The sequence below is a fragment of the Pseudomonas sp. LRF_L74 genome (assembly GCF_965644255.1).
Taxonomy (GTDB): Bacteria; Pseudomonadota; Gammaproteobacteria; order Pseudomonadales; family Pseudomonadaceae; genus Aquipseudomonas.
Genome location: NZ_CBFFRH010000025.1, coordinates 1 through 3,333, shown reverse-complemented (window position 1 = coordinate 3,333; position 3,333 = coordinate 1). Strand labels below are relative to the sequence as shown.

General features: G+C 52.9%; 2 protein-coding genes. Both read left to right on the top strand.

The genetic code is table 11. From position 1 onward, the window contains the following. On the top strand, positions 1–279 hold a 279-nt coding region (locus tag ACSZPK_RS26885; RefSeq protein ID WP_437884669.1), incomplete at its 5' end, for a phosphopantetheine-binding protein. 1 nt (position 280) lies between these two features. Beyond that, positions 281–3,333: amino acid adenylation domain-containing protein (locus ACSZPK_RS26880; RefSeq protein WP_437884668.1), on the top strand; the 3,053-nt coding region annotated here is incomplete at its 3' end.

The following is a 3,333-nucleotide window of genomic DNA, read 5'->3' as shown; positions in this document are numbered from 1 at the left end:
GAGCTTGAGCAGAGGATCGCGGCGATCTGGGCGGATGTGCTGAAGCTTGAGAAGGTGGGGCTGACGGACAACTTCTTTGAGCTAGGTGGTCATTCGCTCTTAGCAACTAAAGTTACAAGTCGTATTAACTCTGAACTTGGGTTGGATACAAATTTGGAGTTGTTGTTCTCGTCTGGGGATTTGCTCAAGTATTCAGGGAGAATCTTAGAGGCGCTCCCTATAGATGGTGAGAGTTTTAATGAGTTGCAAGAATTTCTGACGGAATTGGAGACTGTTTAAAATGGCTTTTAATGAAAGGGCAGAACTTGTACGGCGCTTTGTTAATTTGCCACTAGAACAGCGAAAGCAATTTTTAACTAAATTGCAGCTAAAGGGTATGAGTCTTGCCCAGTTACCGATTCCTAGGTCGCAACAGGATTTCGAGCTCGTTCCTTCATCCTATGCGCAGCAACGCCAGTGGTTCCTGTGGCAACTGGAGCCAAGCAGTGCAGCGTACAACATCCCCACTGCTCTGAGGCTCAAAGGACAACTGGACTGTGTAGCGCTACAACAGGCTTTTAAATCGCTGATCAAGCGTCATGAGCCGTTACGCACGACCTTTCGCCAGGAGGCTGAGCAGGCGATCCAGATCATTCATGATGGATTGGATTTCCAACTCACCATTGATGAGCAAAAATCGATCTCTGACGAGCAGCTCAAGGCGTATGTTGAGGATGAGATACAGAAACCGTTCGACTTGGAAAGCGGTCCGCTCTTGCGGGTGAGGCTATTGGGCCTGGCCGAGGATGAGTATGTTCTGGTCTTGACGCTGCACCATATTGTCTCCGATGGCTGGTCGATGCCGGTGATGGTCGACGAACTGGTCCAGCTCTATGAGGGCTACAGCCAAGGGAAGGAAGTACAACTGCCGGAATTGGCGATTCAGTATGCAGACTATGCGATCTGGCAGCGGCAGTGGATGGAGGCTGGTGAGCAAGAACGGCAACTGAATTACTGGATCAAACAGTTGGGCGGTGAGCCGCCAGTGTTGGAGTTGCCGCTGGATCATCCGCGTTCTGCCGTGCAAATCCAAGCAGGTGCAAGCCTGGATATCCCGTTGAGTGCAGAGGTTTATCAGGGGCTGAAACGTCTGGCAGAAGGTCAGGGCGTGACCTTGTTCATGCTGTTGCTGGCGAGCTTCCAGACGTTGCTGCACCGCTATAGCGGTCAGAGCGATATTCGTGTGGGTACGCCGATTGCGAACCGTAATCGATTGGAAACCGAGTGTCTGATTGGTTTTTTCGTCAACACGCAGGTGCTGAAGGCTGAGTTCGATATTGGTTTAAGTTTCGCAGACCTGCTGCAGCAGATAAAGCGAGTGGCACTGGATGCGCAATCGCATCAGGACTTACCGTTCGAGCAGTTGGTAGAGGCGCTACACCCTGAGCGTAGTCTGAGCCATAGCCCATTGTTCCAAGTGATGTATAACCATCAGGCAGCGATGCTGGATGATGAGCGTCATCTGGCGGGACTGAGTGTTGAAGGTTTGTCGTGGGGCAGTTCGACGGCCCAGTTCGACCTGACGTTGGATACCTATGAGTCAGAGGAAGGCCTGTATGCGCGGTTGAGCTATGCGACGGCTTTGTTTGAACGCGGCACGATAGAGCGAATGGCGGGTCATTGGGCTCGTCTGCTGGAGAGCATTCTGGCAAACCCACAGCAGTATATTGGTGAGCTGGCGTTGCTGAGTGAGGAAGAACATCAGCAAATAGTGTACGAGTGGAACCATACTGAGGCTAAGTACCCGAGCGAGCGCTGCATTCATCAGTTGATCGAAGAGCAGGTGCTAAAGGCACCGGATGCAGTTGCGGTGGTGTTCGAGGATCAGCACCTGACCTATGAACAGCTCGACAAGCAAGCCAACCGGTTAGCACGCAAGCTGATTGAGTTGGGTGTGGGCCCGGACGTCCTAGTTGGCATAGCGGTTGAGCGTAGCTTGGAGATGGTGGTGGGGCTGCTGGGTATCTTGAAGGCGGGTGGAGCGTATGTGCCGCTGGACCCCGAGTATCCGCAGGACCGTCTGGCTTACATGATCGAGGACAGTGGTATTGGTCTGCTGCTGACCCAGGGGTATTTGAAGGATCAGTTACCGATCCCTGCATCGGTACAAACTCTGGCGTTGGATGCGCTGGAGAGCGCACTGACCGGTTATGCGGAGACAGCCCCGTATGTAATGATCCAGCCAGAGAACCTGGCCTATATGATTTATACCTCGGGCTCTACAGGGAAACCCAAAGGCACGTTATTGCCTCATCACAACGTCTTACGCCTGTTCAAGGCAACAGGCGATTGGTTCCACTTTGATGCTTCTGACGTCTGGACCCTGTTCCACTCCTATGCTTTCGATTTTTCGGTATGGGAGCTATTTGGCGCTTTGTTACACGGCGGTCGCTTAGTCATCGTTCCTCGTGATGTTAGTCGTTCGCCAGATGATCTCCATATCTTGCTCCGCAAGGAGCACGTCACGGTACTGAACCAGACGCCGTCAGCGTTCAAGCAACTGATGCATGTGGTATGCGAGTCTGATCAACCACTGCCACTTCGTTATGTGATTTTTGGTGGCGAGGCGTTGGATTTGCAAAGTTTGCGTCCCTGGTTCGAGCGTTTTGGGGATCGGCAGCCCCAACTGATCAACATGTACGGCATCACCGAGACAACGGTGCATGTGACCTATCGCCCATTGATTTTGATAGATCTTGACAGTGATGTAGGCAGCCCGATTGGCGAGGTGATTCCGGATCTTTCGTGGTACCTACTAGATGGTCAGCAGAACCTAGTGAACAAAGGCTGTTCTGGTGAGCTGTACGTAGGGCGAGCGGGTCTTTGCCGTGGTTATATGAATCGTCCTGGCTTGACAGCCGAGCGTTTCATCCCTGACTCGTATGATGATTCGAAGCAAGGTGGAGGCCGCCTGTATCGTACAGGCGACTTGGCCAGATACCGCACGGATGGTGTGATCGAGTACGTGGGTCGTATAGACCATCAGGTGAAGATCCGCGGTTTCCGCATTGAGTTGGGCGAGATCGAAGCACGTCTGCATGAACAGGAGGTTGTGCGCGAAGCGGTAGTGTTGGCCCAGGAAGGACCGAGTGGGCAGCAGTTGGTTGGTTATGTTGTCCCGACAGATGCAGGGAGCATCAATGACCCAGACGCTCAATCCCTACTGCGTGACACGATCAAGGCCAGTCTGAAAGTGAACCTGCCGGACTATATGGTGCCGGCACATCTGTTGTTCCTTGAGAAGTTGCCGCTGACGCCGAATGGCAAGCTGGACCGCAAGGCGCTGCCGAAGCC